Below are 14034 nucleotides of genomic sequence, written 5' to 3'. Positions count from 1 at the left end.
ATGGTGGATCGTCCAGGGTGGAGTGCATGCCGACGACTCCTGAGCAGCACGCCGATCCCTTCACGCCGCCGCATCCGGGGCAGGCGCGGGCGCACCGCGAATACGCCGCGCTCCTGCGCATCGCCGAGCGCCACGCCGCCACCGACGCACAGCGGCGGCGTCAGGCGCACGCCTCGGAGCTGTCGCCGCACGAGGCCGTCCGGATCGTGGCGTTCCTGCTGAGCGGCGCGGTGTCGCTCGACGACGGCGAGCCGGAGGTGGACCGGGCCGACATCGTCGCCGCCCTGAGCCTGGTCGCGCAGGCCCGCGCCGAGGCCGACGACCTGGAGTCCGGGCTGCTCCGGATGGCCAGGGGGCGCGGCATGACGTGGCAGGAGATCGCGTTCGGCCTGGGGCTCGGCACCCCGCAGGCCGCCCGGCAGCGCTACGAGCGGCTGGCCGGGCGGAGCGCCGCCCAGGACGACGAGCTCTAGCCGCGCGGGCGGACGTGGATGTCCAGCCCGGCCGTCCCCGGCGCCTCGACGCCCGGCAGCAGGCGCATGTCGCGGCCGTAGTCGCCGCCGGTGAGCGTCCGGTACGGGACGGGCTCGTCGGTGAACAGCCCGTCGAGCCGCCGCCCGTACTCCTGCGTCACCTGGGCGAACCGCTCGCGCGGCACGTCGACCGAGTCGTACACCGCGAACGGCTCCAGCGGCGTCATGCCGGTGAACCAGAACAGCCCGTGCTGGAGCGGGAAGAGCACGTCCGCCAGCCGCCCGTGGACGCCCCGGCCGGAGAACGCCGACTCGCGGGCGCCGATCGTCACCGAGGCCAGCGCCCGCCGCCCGGCCAGCGCGCCCTCGCTGTAGGGCGGCGGGACGGACGGCCCGTGGGCGAACTCGAACGTGAACACCCGGTCGATCCAGCCCTTCAGGATCGCCGGCACCGAGAACCACCACAGCGGGAACTGCAGGATCACCGCCTCCGACCAGCGCAGCTTCTCCTGCTCGGCGGCGATGTCCGCGGACAGCCGGCCCGCCAGCGTGGCCTCCCCCGACACGGCGAGCACGTCCAGCCGCCGGTCCCCCACATGCTCGGGGAAGTCGTCGGCGTCCACCGCCGCCTTCCACTTCGCCGCGTACAGGTCGGTCACCCGCACCTCGTGACCCGCCGCGCGCAGCCGCTCGACGGCGAAGCGGCCCAGGGCGGCGTTGAGCGAGCGAGGCTCGGGGTGGGCGGTGACGACCAGGATCTTCTTCAGCGTTTCGGACATGTCACCCACGTTCGCCTGGGCGCGCCGAGGTAGCCAGAACCCGGCCGAGCCGGTGGTCCCGCAGTCCTGGTACCGCGAGGGCCACCCATGCCGGACAACCCCATACTGGACACCATGGACGGCACGTACACCATCGACCACGCGGACGGCGGGATCGGTGACGCCCGGCGGGCACTCGGCGCGTTCCTGCGCGCCCGCCGCGAGCGCGTCGCGCCCGAGCAGGCCGGGCTCACGGCTGGGCGCCGCCGCCGCGTGCCGGGACTGCGCCGGGAGGAGCTGGCCCAGCTCGCCGGGATCAGCGTGGACTATTACGTACGCCTCGAACAGGGACGAGCCACCCAGCCGTCCCCCGAAGTGCTCGACGCGCTGGCCAGGGCGCTCGGCCTCGACGCCGCCGAGCGGCGGCACCTCACCACGCTGGTGGGCGGCGAGTCCGGCCCCGCGCCCGCCGCCCGGGTCGGCCCCACGCTGCGGCGCATGCTGGACGCCCTGACCGGCCTCCCGGCCTTCGCCACCGACCGCCGCCTCGACGTGGTCGCCTGGAACGCCCTCGGCTCCGAGCTGATCGGCGGCCTCACCGGCCCCTCCCGCCGCGACCCGAACCAGGCCCGCTACCTGTTCCTCGACCCCGCCTCCCGCGACGTGCACCCCGAGTGGGCGGACCGGGCGGCCGAGGCCGTGGGCCAGTTGCGGGTCGCCGCCGGGCAGTATCCCGGCGACGCCGAGCTGGTCAACCTGATCAAGGACCTGTCGGAACGCAGCGCCGAGTTCCGCCGCATCTGGGCCTCCGGCGAGATCGTGATGTGCACGGCGGGGCGCAAACGGCTCCGGCATCCGGCGGCCGGGCTGCTGGATCTGGACTACGAGACGCTGCACGTACCGGCGGGACCGGGCGAGACGGGCCTGGTGGTGCACGTGTTCAGCGGCGGGGAGGGCACCCCGGAGGCCGCCGCCCTGGCCGCCCTGGCGGCGGGCCGCCGGGCATAGGGTGGGGCGGCATGACGCTGCGACTTGTTCAGGTGAACTTCAAGGCCCGGGACGACTCGGCGCTCGGCAGGTTCTGGGCGGAGGCGCTGGGCTGGCGGCTCTCCAGCGAGGGGCCCGGCGTGACCAACCTGGAACCGCACGGCTTCGACTGGCCTGACCCCGACGGCTTCTACATCGACTTCGTCGCCGTCCCGGACCCCGAGACCGTGAAGTACCGCGTGCACCTCGACCTCGCCACCACCTCCGCCGAACACCAGGCTGAGCTGGTCGCGCGGCTGACGGAGCTGGGGGCGACGCCTGCCGACGTGGGCCAGGGCGACGTGCCGTGGACGGTGCTGGCCGACCCCGAAGGCAACGTGTTCTGCGTGCTGGAGCCCCGGGAGGTCTACCGGGACACCGGGCCGATCGCCACGATGGTGGTCGACTGCGAGGACCCCCGGGCCCAGGCCCGCTTCTGGGGCGAGGCCACGGGCTGGACCGTGCACGAGGTGAGCGACGACCACGCCCGGCTGCGCTCCGCCGAGGGCACCGGCCCGTACCTGGAGTTCCTCCGTGTTCCCGGCCCGCCCGCCGTGTGGAACCGCATCCACATCGACCTGCTGCCGCACCCCGTCGAGGAGCAGGAGGCGGAGGTGGCACGGCTGCGCGCGCTGGGCGCCACGGCCGCCGACGTCGGGCAGGGCGAGGTGTCGTGGAAGGTGCTGGCCGACCCGGAGGGCAACGAGTTCTGCGTCCTCGGACGCGGCTAGAGCCTCCGCGGCGACCCCCCGCGATTCCCCGCGAAGGTGACCTGAGGAGTCAACTTCTGTTGTGTCCCGCGTCCAAGATCGCTAACGTGGGGATCGTGCCTGGAAGCAGCGCCACCTCCTGGACCGCCGCCTACACCCGCCAGGTCGCCGCGAACATCCGCCACCACCGCCGGCGCCAGGGCCTGTCGGTGCAGGGCCTGGCCGACCGGTGCACCGCTCACGGCTACCCGCTGGAGCGCGGCAACCTCGCCAAGCTGGAGTCCGGCCACCGCGCCTCCATCACGGTGCCGGAGCTGCTCGTCATCGCCCACGCCCTGGCCACGCCGCCGCTGCTGCTGCTCGCCCCGATCGGCCGCACCGGCGAGGCGGTGGAGATCCTGCCCGGCGTGGAGGCGGCGCCGCAGGACGCCGTCTGGTGGCTGGACGGCACCGCGCCGCTGCCCGACGACCCGCCCGACCACGGCGACGCCGCCCGCGCCGAGCTGCGCACCCTGCGCGAGCTGCAGGAACTGCTCACCGAGTGGACCAGGCGTGACCGCGCCGCGGCGGCGGCCGCCGCCAGGGCGGAGGACGAGCGGGAGCCGCGCCCGCAGGCGTGGGCCGAGGCGGCCCGCGTCCACGCCGCCCAGGCCGCCGACCTGGCCGAGAAGATCCGCCACGTGCGGGAGGTCGCCCGGCTGCGCGGCCTGCCGTTGCCCGAGCTGCCGCCGGGCCTGCTCCACCTCGCCGACCCGGACCGGCTTCCGTAGACCACCCTGTCCGATTCCGGCTTCCCTTGGCCGCCTCCCTTCGTCTTCCGGCTTCCCTTGGCCGCCCCCCTGCGTTTCCCGGCTTCACGCGGGGGTGGTCTTCGGGTAGTGCGGGCGGAGGACGGCCGCGGCGACGCGGTCGAGCAGCCGGTCCGGCAGGATCCGCGACAGGCGGGTGAGCAGGGCGGCGTCGCGGCCGATGGTGTAGCGCGTGCGCGGCTTGCCGGCTGTCACGGCCTTGGCGATCACCCGGGCGGCGCCCTCGGCGGAGGTGCCGCCCGCGGCGCCCGCGGCGGTCAGCGCGATGACCGCCTGGACCAGCGGCCCGTAACGCTCACGCAGCTCCGGTGACATGGCCTCGGCCAGCCGGCTCGTGGCGGCGATGCCCCGTTCGCCCATCTCCGTACGGATCCCGCCGGGCTCGACGACCACCACCTGCACGCCCTGCGGAGCCAGTTCGCGGCGCAGCGCGTCGCTGACCGCCTCCAGGGCGAACTTGGTGCCCGCGTAGGGGCCGAACGTGGCCATGGCGACCTTCCCGCCGACCGAGCTGACGTTGACCACGCGGCCGGAGTGACGCAGCAGGGCGGGCAGCAGCGCCTGCGTGACGGCCACGTGCCCGAACAGGTTGACCTCGAACAGCCGGCGCCACTCCTCGAGCGGCAGGGCCTCGACCGGGGCGTTGACGGAGACGGCCGCGTTGTTCACCAGCGCCCGCAGGGCGCCTGCCCGCGAGCCGACGCGGGCGGCCAGGGCGGCGACGTGGCCGGGCCGGGTGATGTCGAGCATGACCGGCTCGATGCCGGGGGCGCGGAGCGCGTCGGCGTCCTGGTCGCGGCGCACGCCGGCCAGGACGTGGAATCCCCGGCGGGCCAGCTCGCGGGCGGAGGCCGCGCCGATCCCGGTCGAGGCTCCGGTCACGACGACGCACTCCCGATTTTCAGATGACATTGTCACCTGAACAAGGTCGCATCTTCAGCTGACAGTGTCAACGGTAGAATGATCGGCGTGATCAGCCGCGTGGAGTCCGCCGCCGCGACGCGCCGCGCCCTGCTGGACGCGGCCGCGGACCTGCTGGACGGCGGCGGCCCGGACGCGGTGACGTTGCGCGAGGTCGGGGCGCGGGCGGGGGTCAGCCGCGGCGCGCCGTACCGGCACTTTCCCGACAAGGACAGCCTGCTGACCACCGTGGCGGCCGAGGCCCTGGACCGGCTCGCGGAGCAGGTGCGGGCCGTACGCGCCGATCCACGGCAGCCCCCGGCCGACCGGCTGCGGCACGCCCTGTCGGCGCTGATGACGATCGGCCGTCGCCGACCGCACCTGTACCGGCTGATGTTCACCACTCCGGCGGGCGACCCGGCCGCGATCCAGGCGGCGACCCGGGCGGCCGACCGCGCCATGGACGAGTTCCTGGCCGTCGTCGGCGATCTGATCGGGGCGGGGCAGGCCCGTCAGTTCGCCGCGCTGCTCCTGACCAGCGCGCACGGGATCACGGACCTGGAGGTCAGCGGCCACCTGTCCGCGGACAAGTGGGACATCACGGCTGAGGAGCTGGTCTCGACCCTGGTGTCCATGATCGACCAGCGGGCCCGCAGCGCGTAGCCGGACGCTGACGGCACGAGGCACGCCACCTGTCTCACGCCTCGCGGCCGGGCTCGTCGCCCTCGGTCAGGGCCCGCAGCACCTCGGCCTGCTCGACGCCGACGCCCTCGGCCCGCATCCGGGCCGCCTCCTCGCCGGTGAACCCCGCCCCGCGCCAGGCCGCCACCTCCTCGATCGGCACCCCGGCCCGCCAGAACTCGGTCATCAGGGAGATGGCGTCCTGGCCGGAGGAGAGCACCCGTTCGGCCTCGCGGGCGGACAGGCCGAGCGCTTCGAAGACCCGCGCCTGTCCCGCCTCGATGCCGCGTTTCGCCCACTCCACCGCATCGGCGCCCGTCCACCCCGCCTCCACATAAGGGCGGGCCCGGCCTGCCGGGATGCCGGTGCGCAGCAGCTCCCGCATGCTGTGGGAGCGTTCCTCGTCGGCGAACGCGCCGCCCGGCCGCTCGCCCCGGTGCAGCAGCCGCCCCAGCCAGCCGCGCGGGTGCGGGCGTTCCCCGGCCAGGTGCCGGTCGGCCGCTTCCTCGGGCGAATAGCCCAGCTCGCGCCACTGCACCGCGTCCCGTGGGGTCATGCCGGCCCGCAGCCACAGATCCACGGTGAACGGGGTGGCTCCGGCGGTGCGCCACGACCGAGCGTCGGCGGCGGTGTAGACGCCGGACCCGCGCCACCGCTCGGCGGTGTGGATCGGGAAGCCGTCCTCGATCCACTGCCGGGCCTCGGCGATGGTGAACCCGCGCCGCCGCCATTCGTGCAGCGGCTCGGGGCGCGGCTCGTCGGCGTGGTCCGTGGTCATGAGTCTCCTTTCGCCGGCACGTCCGGCGGCACGCGGGCCACGGACGCCCAGTCGGGCGCGTGCCCGCCGTCGCCGATCAGGCAGACCACCACCTGCGCTCCGGGGCGCCGCCCGGGCCACGGCGTCTCGCCGTCGGTCAGCACGACGACCAGGTCGGGCCGGGGCCGCAGGGCCATCGCCGCATCGAGGCCGGCCCGCATGTCGGTGCCGCCGCCGCCGGTCAGTTCGATGTCGCTCGCCCGGCGCACCACCTGGACGGGGTGCGGGCGGACGTCGCAGCAGAACGCCCGCAGCCGCCGGTGGGGACCGGCCACGCCGTCGATGATCCCGGTCACCTCGGCCAGCAGCCGCTTCAGTACGTCGTCGGTGACGCTGCCGGAGGTGTCGATCAGCAGCACCGTGTCCGGGACCGCGCGCGCCATCGACGGCGGGACGATGTCGGCGTACGCGCCGGCGCGGCGCGACGGGCGGCGATAGCTGAAATCGACCTGCCCGGCCACCGTGCTCAGCCCGCGCCGGATCATCGCGCCCAGGCGGGCCCGCCAGTTCACCGAAGGGCGCAGGCGCTCCTCGGCCCAGCGGCGCCACCCCGACGGCACCTCGCTGCGCGCGCTGATCCGGTCCTGGATGCCGGCCGCGATGGAGCGTTCGAGCAGGTCCCGGTCGAGCTCGGTGAGTCCTTCGCCGGAGCCGCTGTCCTCGTACGCGCGATCCTGCCCGTCCACCGCGCTGCCGCAGTCGATCGCCTCGGCCAGCGCCCGCCCGCCCCGGCCCATCGCCTGGGCCAGCACGTCGAGCATCGGCACGTACTCCTCGGCGGTGCGGTTGACCGGGAGCCCCAGCTCGGCGGGCGACACCACGCCGGCCGGGCCGCGCAGGTCGGCGGCCTCCAGGTCGTCGTTGATCTCGGCGTCAGCGGCCTGGTTCCAGCGGTGGGCCTCCTCGTCGCGGACCGGGCCGGCGGCGTGGCTGACCTCGGGGCTCACCTCGGGGCTCACCTTGGGGCCCGGCTCGGGGCCCGGCTCCGGCCGCACCGGCGAGCGGGCCGCGTGGCCGCGCACCAGGTGACCGACCTGGTGCAGCATCCACCAGCCGATCTCCTCGACGGGGGTGGCCAGCGTGGTGCCCGGTTCCACGTACAGGTTCCAGCGGGTGTCGGCGGGGAAGGCGCGGAAGCCGGGGTCGGGGACGGGAGCGCCGGTGTCCTCGTCCAGGGCCGGTTCCAGCATGACCGGGTTGAGGGCGAAGACGGCCGAGGCGAGGTAGGGCGCCTGGTGCGCCGCCCACAGCCGCGCGGCGGCGATGCGGGCGCGCACCGCTTCATCGGTGGCGCGCGGGCGGTCGGGGGTCATGGCATGAGCCCCGCCGAGCGCAGCACCGGCGCGAGTTCGAGCATCGTCCTGGGCAGGGTCGCGCCCTCGGGCCGGCAGCGGGCCAGCGACCGGGCCGCGGTCGCCGCCACGTCGGGGGCCGTGCGCGCGACCCGGGCCACCACCGCCCAGGCCCGCTCCCACGTGCCGGCCGTGGCGTCCGAGCGCACGTACGCCACCACGGCGCCGAGCAGGGCGTGCAGCCGGTCGAGCCGTTCGGGCAGCGGGGCCCGCGGATCGTCCAGCAGGGTCTGCGGGTCGGGCAGGTCGAGGTTGCGCCGCCAGGACAGCAGCTCGAACCCGGCCGCCTCGCCGACCGCGCCGAGCACCAGCTCGGCCAGGACCGGCTCGTCCGCGCTCAGGTGCTCGCACGCGGCGACCGCCCCCGCGGCCATCTCCCAGCTGCGCGGGCTGGGCCAGCCACGTCCGGCCCGATCCGGGCTGTCGGGCACCGCCAGCACGAGTTCCGGCCGCACCCGGAGGAACGCCCCGACCAGCGCCCGGGCCCTGGCCGTCTCGGCGGGCCCGGCCGTGTCCTTCACGTTGAACTCCGGTACGGGGAAGCCGCCGGTGAAGCCCTCGGCGATGTCCTCGGCCGACACCTGCCACGTCAGGTGAATGAGCCGGTTGGCCAGCGGCGCGGACAGGTCCCAGCCGTCGGCGGCCTGGTCCGGCGGGTTGGCGGCGGCCACGATCCGCACCTCGTCCGGCAGCACCAGGTCGCCGACCGTGCGCTCCAGCACCACCCGCAGCATGGCGGCCTGCACGGCCGGCGGCGCGGTGGTCAGCTCGTCGAGGAACAGCAGGCCGCCTCCCTCGGCGGCGAGCCGCTCGGCCCAGCGAGGCGGTGCGAACCAGGTGCCGCCCTCACGCAGCACCGGCAGCCCGGAGAAGTCGCTGGGCTCGCGGATCGAGCCGACCACCACCTCGACCGGCAGGCCGACGGCCGCGCCGAGCGCGGTCACCGCGGACGTCTTGCCGGTGCCCGGCGCACCCCAGAGGATGACCGGCAGATTGGCTGTCACGGCGACCGCGAGGGCCTCTCGTGTCACTGATGGCGCTGCCATGTCGTCCTCCTCGCCGCGGCCCGGATGCGGCGCGCCCGACGGGCCGTCACCGCAGTGCCGTCATCCTAGGTTGACGATCCTCCGTGCGTCAACCAAAGATGACGCCACTCAGGAGGCGCCTGCGCGGATCAGGCGCGGAAGGCGGCCAAGGGGGCGGTGCAGAGGGTCTGCTCGGCGTCGTACTCGTGGAAGGTGCTGACCGGCCGGAAGCCGAGGCGGGCGGCGAGCCGCAGGGATCGCGCGTTCGCGGACTGCGTCACGATCAGGACCGGCTGGTCGGGAAGCTCGGCCGCCGCGGCGCGCAAGGCGGCGGACGTGGCCTCGAACGCGTACCCGGCCCCCCAGGCGTGGCGGCGCAGCAGGTAGCCCAGCTCCAGCTCGCCGCCCTCCTCGGTGACGTGGCCGGGGCGGTCGGCCGGTCGCCGGGACAGCATCAGCGAGCCGACGACCTGGTCCGTCGTGGTGTCCGCGGCGATGAAGCTGCCGGGCGCAGAGGTCTCGCCGGCGGCCATGACCGTGCCGAGATGCCGCTCGACCTCGTCCAGCGGCCGGGGGCCGCCGAGATGCGCCTGGACCTCGGGATCGGTCGAGAGCTCGATGAGCCCGTCACGGTCGGATGCGTATACCGCCCTGCGGAGCAGGAGTCGGTCCGTGCGGATTTCCTTGACGGACAGCGTGGGCGATTGGCTCATGAGCCCGTGATCATAGAACAAGGTCACCGAATGGTAGGGTGTCGGCATGATCCAGAAGTTCATCCGTTCGCGCTGCAGCTGAAGCGGCCTGCGCCCGCCGGTCGCCGAGCGACCAGCGCACGCGTCTTCGTCATGCCTTTTCAGCGAACGGACTGTTCTTCATGCGATCCAACCACTCTTCTTCGTCGTCGCCCACGTTCGTGCTGGTGCACGGCTCCGGCAGCAGCTCTTTCATGTGGGCTTCGGTCCAGCGTGAGCTGGCCCTGCTCGGTCACCGCAGCTACGCCGTCGACCTGCCGGGCCACGGCCTCGACGCGCAGTACCCGATCTCCTACCAGGCTCCGCAGGACCTCGACGCGTGGGCGGCCGAGCCGTCGACGCTGGCCGGGGTCACCCTGCGGGACAACGTCGACGCGGTCACCGGCGTGGTCCGGCGGCTGGCGGAGCACGGGCCGGTGGTGCTCGTGGCGGCCAGCCTCGGCGGCGTCACCATCTCCGGCGTCGGCAACGCGATCCCCGAGCTGGTGAGCCGGCTCGTCTACATCTCCGCCTGGTCGTGCGTACGGCTCCCCAACCCGATCGCGTACATGCAGGAGCCCGAGTTCGCGGACAACCTGATGGCTCCCCTGGCGGCCTTCAACGTCGGAGATCCCGCACGGCTCGGCGTCGGCCGGGCCAACTACCGCACCGCCGACGTGGAGCTGCTCGACGCGCTGAAGGCCGCCACCCTGGCGGACGTCAGCGACGAGCGGTTCCGCGCCTTCCTCAACATCCTGCAGCCGGACGAGTCGATCGCGGTGATGACGGCCGACGCCCGCGTCGACGCCGCGACCTGGGGCACGATCGCCCGCTCCTACGTCCGGCTCACCGGCGACCGGTCGCTGCCGGTGGCCATGCAGGACAGGCTGATCGCCGAGGCCGACGCGCTCACGCCCGGCAACCCGTACGACGTGCACACCCTGGACACGTCGCACGCGGGGTTCGTCTTCAGGCCCGCTGAGGTGGCCGCCCTGCTGGACAAGGCCGTGAGCTAGCCTACTATACGGGCGGGGGTATGCTCGGTGTCATGGAGATGACCCCCGCCCTCGTGGGCGACGCGTTGACCCGGTTGCGCCGGGCGCACGGGCAGTTGGCCGGCGTGATCTCGATGATCGAGGACGGCGAGGAGTGCGCCGACGTGCTCACCCAGCTCGCCGCCGTCTCGCGGGCGCTTGACCGGGCCGGATTCAAGATCGTGGCCGCCGGGCTGCGGCACTGCCAGGCCGCCCGCGAGCGCGGCGACGAGCCGCCCATGACCGAGCAGGAGCTGGAGAAGCTCTTCCTGGCGCTGGCCTGAAGTCCCGCGACGCGGGAAGGCGATGAGCGCAATGTCTGACCCGGATACCCCCGGGGGTGTAGGAGGAATGATGAGCATCGACGTCCACGTCATCGCGACCTCGTCGCTGGGCGACCACAGCTATCTGGCCACCGACGGGCAGGTCGCGGTCGTGGTCGACCCGCAGCGCGACGTCGACCGGGTGCTCGCCCTGGCCGGCCGCGTCGGCGCGCGCATCACCCACGTCGTCGAGACGCACGTGCACAACGACTACGTCTCCGGCGGGCTGGAGCTGGCCAGGCTGACCGGCGCCCAGTACGGTTTCGCCGCCGCCGACCGGCCGCCGTTCCCGCACCTGCCGCTGGCCGACGGCGACGTCGTCGAGGTCTCGCCCGAGCTGCGCCTGCGCGTCCTGGCCACGCCCGGCCACACCTTCCACCACCTGTCCTACGTGCTGGAGGGCGCCGACGGCGTGCGGGGCGTGTTCACCGGCGGCTCGCTGCTGTTCGGCACCACGGGCCGCACCGACCTGCTGGGCGCCGAGCACGCCGACACGCTCGCCCGCGAGCAGCACGCCTCGGTGCGCAAGCTGTCCGACCTGCTGCCCGGCGGCGCCGCCGTCTGGCCGACCCACGGCTTCGGCAGCTTCTGCTCGGCCACCCAGGCGTCCGGCGACGACTCCACCATCGAACGCGAGCGGCGGGTCAACCCGGCGCTGCGCCTGGCCGAGGACGAGTTCGTCACCCGGACGCTGGCCGGGCTCGACGCCTACCCCGCCTACTACGCGCACATGGGCGTCATCAACCTGCACGGCCCCGATCCGGTGGACCTGCGCCGCCCGCCCGGCATCACCCCCGGCGAGCTGCGCGCGCGGCTGGAGGCCGGCGAATGGGTGGTCGACCTGCGCCACCGCACGGCCTACGCCGAGGCCCACCTGACCGGCACCGTCAGCCTCGGCCTGGACGGCCCGATGGCCACCTGGCTCGGCTGGCTGATCGACCGGGGCGCGCCGCTCACCCTCATCGGCGAGACGCCCGAGCAGGTCGCCGACGCGCAGCGGGAGCTCGTGCGCATCGGCGTCGACCGGATCGCCGCCGCGGCCACCGGCACGCCCCGGCGGCTCGCCGACGACCCCGCCCAGGTGCGGGAGCTGCGCACGGCCACGTTCGCCGGGCTGGCGGCCGCGCTGGCGGGTGACGTGCCGGCCGGGCTGCCCGCCCCCGACGTGATCCTCGACGTGCGGCTCGGCAACGAGTGGGACGCCGCCCACCTCGACGGCGCCGTGCACGTGCCGCTGCCCGAGCTCGCCGGTCGCGCCGGCGAGATCCCCGCCGGGACCGTCTGGGTGCACTGCGGCAGCGGCTACCGCGCCACCGCCGCCGCCTCACTGCTCGCCAGGACGGGACGCGAGGTCGTGCTGGTGAACGACGCCTTCGACCGCGCCGCCTCCGCCGGGCTCGCCATGGCCGCCTGACCCGCCGCGCGCCGAGAACGTACCGACCAGAAAGGCCAGCACATGACCACCCTCACCACCGCACAGGTCCGCGCCCTGCTCGACAGCGGCGCGGGCGTCCGGCTCATCGACGTCCGCAGCCCCGGGGAGTTCGCGGCGAGCCACATCCCCGGCTCGGCCAACGTCCCCCTCGACCTCATCCGCAAGCACGCCGCCGGCCTCGCCGCCCGGCACGACGACCACGTCGTCCTGGTCTGCCGCTCCGGCGTGCGCGCCCGCGACGCCCACGCGATCGCCGCCGCGGCGGGCCTGCCGGCCGTGAGCGTGCTCGACGGCGGCCTGACCGCCTGGCAGAGCGAGGGCGCCCCGCTGAACCACGGGCGCGGCGCCTGGGCGATGGAACGCCAGGTCCGCATGGTGGCGGGCACCCTCGTGCTCGCCGGGGTCGTCGGCGGCATGGCCTGGCGGCCGCTGACGTGGGTGGCCGGGGCGATCGGCGCGGGCCTGACCTTCTCCGCGCTCACCGACACCTGCGCGATGGCCAGGGCGCTGTCACTGCTCCCGTGGAACCGGACCGCCTCGCCCCGGCCCGAGGCCCAGACGCTGGCGGCGCTGACCGGCCGCTCGTGACCGCGAAATCTCAGGCCGTTTTATCCGGTTCGCGCCGGGTGAGCACCAGGGCGGCGTCCTCGGTGATGGCCACCGTGTGCTCGGAGTGGGCCGTACGCGAGCCGTCGGCCGACCGGATGGTCCAGCCGTCGGGGTCGTAGACGATCCGGTCGGTCGTCCGGGCGAACCAGGGCTCGATCGCCAGCGTCAGGCCGGGCCGGAGCGCGAGGCCGCGCCCCGCCTTGCCCTTGTTCGACACGTGCGGCCCCTCGTGCATGGTGCGCCCGATGCCGTGCCCGCCGAACTCGGTGTTGACCGGGTAGCCGTAGTCGCTGGCCACCGCCCAGATGGCCGCCGAGATGTCGCCCAGGCGGTTGCCCGGCCGGGCCGCCTCGATCGCCGCCTCCAGCGCCTCCTCGGTGGCGCGGACGATCCGCAGGTCCTCATCGGCGGGAGTCCCGACGATGACCGTACGGGCCGAGTCGGCCACCCAGCCGTCGATGCCGACCGCGAGGTCGGCCTTGAGCACGTCGCCGTCACGCAGGGTGTAGTCGTGGGGCAGTCCGTGCAGGACGGCGTCGTTGACCGACAGGCAGATGACGTTGCGGAACGGGCCGTCCCCGAAGGAGGGCGCGTAGTCCCAGTAGCACGAGTCCGCGCCACGTCGTTTGATCATGCCGCGTACGTGGTGCTCAAGGTCCAGGAGGTTGACGCCCACGTCGGCGAGCCGGCCGACCTCGGAGAGCACTTCGGCGACGAACCGCCCGGCCACGTGCATGCGTTCGATCTCCGCAGGCGTCTTCAGTTCGATCACGGTTACCTCGCGTCCTAGAGTGTCGGTATAACTATACCGCCATCCGGGCGCTTGCCGGTATAGTTATACCGGCACTATCCTGGGGCGCATGGTCCGCCAACCGCTCACACGCGAGCAGATCGAAGCCGGCCGGCGTCTCGGCGCCCTGCTGCGCCACGCGCGAGCGGGACGCGACCTGGCCGAGGTCGCGCAGGCGGCCGGCATCTCGCCGGAGACCCTGCGCAAGATCGAGACCGGACGGCTCCCGTCCCCCGGCTTCGGCACGATCGTCTGCCTCGGCGAGGCGCTCGGCCTGCCGGTCGAGGAGCTGGCGGCCACCTGGCGCGGCAGCGACCTGCCCTTGGAGGCGGCCTCGTAGCGGCCCGCCCTTCACGCCACGCCCGCCGGCTCCCCCACGGCGTCGTTCGCGGGCGCCGGCTTGACGAGCGAGGCCGTCGCGCCGTCGGACGACTCCGTGCGGTAACCCTCGGCGTGGTAGAGGGCGAGGTTGTGGCGGCTCCCGGCGCCGGTGGACAGCACGACGCGGCGGCAGTCCGCGTCGGCGGCGGCCTCGGCCCGGCGCAGCAGCCAGCGCCCGAC

17 protein-coding genes and 1 pseudogene are annotated in these 14034 nt (G+C 74.4%); 10 read left to right on the top strand and 8 right to left on the bottom strand.

The window, feature by feature from the left end; genetic code table 11:
- The first annotated feature begins 26 nt into the window (after positions 1-26).
- On the top strand, positions 27-473 hold the full coding sequence (locus tag KME80_RS34120) for a DNA-binding protein (RefSeq protein WP_219510722.1): 447 nt from the start codon (positions 27-29) through the stop codon (positions 471-473).
- Here KME80_RS34120 and KME80_RS34115 read toward each other — a convergent pair.
- Positions 470-1252, bottom strand: a complete 783-nt coding sequence (locus tag KME80_RS34115) for an NAD(P)H-dependent oxidoreductase (protein WP_219510720.1) — start codon at positions 1250-1252, stop codon at positions 470-472. The genes KME80_RS34120 and KME80_RS34115 overlap by 4 nt on opposite strands.
- Before the next feature lie 114 nt (positions 1253-1366).
- Here KME80_RS34115 and KME80_RS34110 point away from each other — a divergent pair, with 114 nt between their 5' ends.
- The 3 genes from KME80_RS34110 to KME80_RS34100 all read left to right on the top strand — a co-directional run bounded on the left by KME80_RS34110 (position 1367) and on the right by KME80_RS34100 (position 3737).
- Positions 1367-2239 carry a helix-turn-helix transcriptional regulator gene (locus tag KME80_RS34110; RefSeq protein ID WP_219510719.1) on the top strand — a complete coding sequence of 291 codons (873 nt, stop codon included), beginning with the start codon at positions 1367-1369 and terminating at the stop codon, positions 2237-2239.
- An 11-nt stretch (positions 2240-2250) separates the two neighbouring features.
- The gene (locus KME80_RS34105) at positions 2251-2988 is read left to right on the top strand and encodes a VOC family protein (protein WP_219510717.1); all 738 of its coding nucleotides are present in this window, start codon (positions 2251-2253) and stop codon (positions 2986-2988) included.
- A gap of 95 nt (positions 2989-3083) precedes the next feature.
- Positions 3084-3737 (top strand): hypothetical protein, encoded by a 654-nt coding sequence (locus tag KME80_RS34100; RefSeq protein ID WP_219510716.1) that lies wholly within the window; start codon positions 3084-3086, stop codon positions 3735-3737.
- 84 nt (positions 3738-3821) lie between these two features.
- On the opposite strand, the gene KME80_RS34095 is transcribed toward KME80_RS34100, so the two are convergent.
- Entirely contained in the window at positions 3822-4658 is an 837-nt protein-coding gene (locus KME80_RS34095) for an SDR family oxidoreductase (protein WP_219510714.1), read from the bottom strand.
- Between the two features lie 87 nt (positions 4659-4745).
- On the opposite strand from KME80_RS34095, the gene KME80_RS34090 reads away from it, so the two are divergent.
- Positions 4746-5339, top strand: coding sequence for a TetR/AcrR family transcriptional regulator (locus KME80_RS34090; protein ID WP_308126037.1), 594 nt, complete (start codon positions 4746-4748; stop codon positions 5337-5339).
- Positions 5340-5373: 34 nt separating this feature from the next.
- Here the strand turns inward: KME80_RS34090 and KME80_RS34085 are convergent, their stop codons facing one another.
- The 4 genes from KME80_RS34085 to KME80_RS34070 all read right to left on the bottom strand — a co-directional run bounded on the left by KME80_RS34085 (position 5374) and on the right by KME80_RS34070 (position 9264).
- Positions 5374-6135, bottom strand: a complete 762-nt coding sequence (locus KME80_RS34085) for a hypothetical protein (protein WP_219510711.1) — start codon at positions 6133-6135, stop codon at positions 5374-5376.
- Positions 6132-7487 carry a vWA domain-containing protein gene (locus KME80_RS34080; protein WP_219510710.1) on the bottom strand — a complete coding sequence of 452 codons (1356 nt, stop codon included), beginning with the start codon at positions 7485-7487 and terminating at the stop codon, positions 6132-6134. Before KME80_RS34080 ends, KME80_RS34085 begins: the two co-directional genes overlap by 4 nt.
- On the bottom strand, positions 7484-8572 hold the full coding sequence (locus KME80_RS34075) for an AAA family ATPase (protein ID WP_219510708.1): 1089 nt from the start codon (positions 8570-8572) through the stop codon (positions 7484-7486). The genes KME80_RS34080 and KME80_RS34075 overlap by 4 nt, the downstream gene beginning before the upstream one ends.
- A gap of 128 nt (positions 8573-8700) precedes the next feature.
- The gene (locus KME80_RS34070; protein ID WP_219510707.1) at positions 8701-9264 is read right to left on the bottom strand and encodes a GNAT family N-acetyltransferase; all 564 of its coding nucleotides are present in this window, start codon (positions 9262-9264) and stop codon (positions 8701-8703) included.
- A gap of 161 nt (positions 9265-9425) precedes the next feature.
- Here KME80_RS34070 and KME80_RS34065 point away from each other — a divergent pair, with 161 nt between their 5' ends.
- The 4 genes from KME80_RS34065 (at position 9426) to KME80_RS34050 (ending at position 12662) form a co-directional block, all read left to right on the top strand.
- Positions 9426-10298 carry an alpha/beta fold hydrolase gene (locus KME80_RS34065; RefSeq protein ID WP_246646232.1) on the top strand — a complete coding sequence of 291 codons (873 nt, stop codon included), beginning with the start codon at positions 9426-9428 and terminating at the stop codon, positions 10296-10298.
- A 32-nt stretch (positions 10299-10330) separates the two neighbouring features.
- Entirely contained in the window at positions 10331-10600 is a 270-nt protein-coding gene (locus KME80_RS34060) for a metal-sensitive transcriptional regulator (RefSeq protein WP_219510705.1), read from the top strand.
- A gap of 70 nt (positions 10601-10670) precedes the next feature.
- Positions 10671-12053, top strand: coding sequence for an MBL fold metallo-hydrolase (locus KME80_RS34055; protein ID WP_246646231.1), 1383 nt, complete (start codon positions 10671-10673; stop codon positions 12051-12053).
- Between the two features lie 42 nt (positions 12054-12095).
- The gene (locus tag KME80_RS34050) at positions 12096-12662 is read left to right on the top strand and encodes a rhodanese-like domain-containing protein (protein ID WP_219510703.1); all 567 of its coding nucleotides are present in this window, start codon (positions 12096-12098) and stop codon (positions 12660-12662) included.
- Positions 12663-12672: 10 nt separating this feature from the next.
- Here KME80_RS34050 and map read toward each other — a convergent pair whose 3' ends face one another.
- Positions 12673-13455 carry a type I methionyl aminopeptidase gene (gene map, locus KME80_RS34045; RefSeq protein WP_219510701.1) on the bottom strand — a complete coding sequence of 261 codons (783 nt, stop codon included), beginning with the start codon at positions 13453-13455 and terminating at the stop codon, positions 12673-12675.
- A gap of 88 nt (positions 13456-13543) precedes the next feature.
- On the opposite strand from map, the gene KME80_RS34040 reads away from it, so the two are divergent.
- Complete coding sequence (locus KME80_RS34040; RefSeq protein ID WP_219510698.1) at positions 13544-13813, top strand: helix-turn-helix domain-containing protein; 270 nt, start codon at positions 13544-13546, stop codon at positions 13811-13813.
- 11 nt (positions 13814-13824) lie between these two features.
- On the opposite strand, the pseudogene KME80_RS34035 reads toward KME80_RS34040, so the two are convergent.
- A pseudogene (locus tag KME80_RS34035) lies at positions 13825-14034 on the bottom strand (FMN reductase); the annotation flags it as partial.

Source organism: Nonomuraea ceibae (assembly GCF_019396325.1).
Classification (GTDB): Bacteria; Actinomycetota; Actinomycetes; order Streptosporangiales; family Streptosporangiaceae; genus Nonomuraea; species Nonomuraea ceibae.
This window is presented reverse-complemented; position numbering and strand designations above follow the sequence as displayed.